A 1,074-nucleotide genomic window follows, 5' to 3' on the forward strand; every position below is an offset into this window, starting at 1 on the left:
CAAGAAGTGGATCTTCGGGCGGTACAAGGAGGACACCGCCGCGGACACGCTGGTGCGGGCGGCGCAGCCGGACTGCACGCCGGGCACGACGGTGAGCGGCGTGCCCTGCTTCACCGGCACCGACGGCCAGTGGGTGCATCTGCTGGGTGTGTCGGACGCGGTGGCGAAGAAGATCCGCCTGTACATCAACGGGTTCCTGGTCGGCGAGGCGGACTACACCCAGAACGCTCCGTGGGCGAGCCCCGGTCCGCTGCAGTTGGGTGCCGTCAACCGCGAGGGTGCGAACGCCGAGTTCTTCGGCGGTGACATCGACGACGTGCGGGTCTACGACCGGGTCGTCACCGGCTCGGAGGCGGCGGACATGGTCACCCAGCGTCCTCAATTGGCCGGCCGGTGGAAGCTCAACACCGCCTCCGGTTCGCCGTTGGTCAGCCCGGGCGAGGGGCCGGCGCATCTGGACGCCCTGCTGAACGGCGCCGCGGAGATCAACGCTGCGGGCGGTCTGTACGAGAACATGGGCACGTTGAGCCTGAACGGAACTACTGCCTACGCCGCGACGAGCGCTGCCGCCGTGCACACCAACCAGAGCTTCACGCTGGCGGGTTGGGCGAACACTGCGGGTTCTCCGACGCGGGACATGACGGTGCTCTCGCAGGGCGGTGCCACCGGTGATGCGGTGACGCTGCGCTGGCACTACCTCAAGGACGACCCGACGTCCGGGGAGCACCTGGGTGAGTGGCAGGCCGTGGTGGCCGGCACGGACGCCGCCGGCGCGGCCCGTACCGTCGTAGTGCACTCGCCCGCGGCCGGAATGGACAACTGGGCGCAGCTGGCGGTCGTCTACGACGCGCTGGCCAGCCGGTTGAGCCTGTACGTCAACGGCGAGTTGGAGAACCAGGTGTGCACCACCGGCGCGGCGGACTGCACCAGTCGGACCTCGTGGGCGCAGGCCATCCGGCCGTTCGACGCCACCGGTGGTCTGCAGTTCGGCCGGAGCAAGGCATCGGGCAGCTTCGGTGAGTACTTCTCCGGTGAGCTGGACGACGTGTGGGCGTTCCAGGGTGTGCTGAGCGG

1 protein-coding gene is annotated in these 1,074 nt (G+C 69.4%); it reads left to right on the top strand.

Annotation, left to right across the window (positions count from 1 at the left end; genetic code table 11):
* Window positions 1-1,074 (top strand): LamG domain-containing protein (locus AB0K43_RS31455; protein WP_363645836.1); only part of this gene is annotated, 1,074 nt, incomplete at both ends.

The organism is Kitasatospora sp. NPDC049258, assembly GCF_040678895.1.
Lineage (GTDB): Bacteria > Actinomycetota > Actinomycetes > Streptomycetales > Streptomycetaceae > Kitasatospora.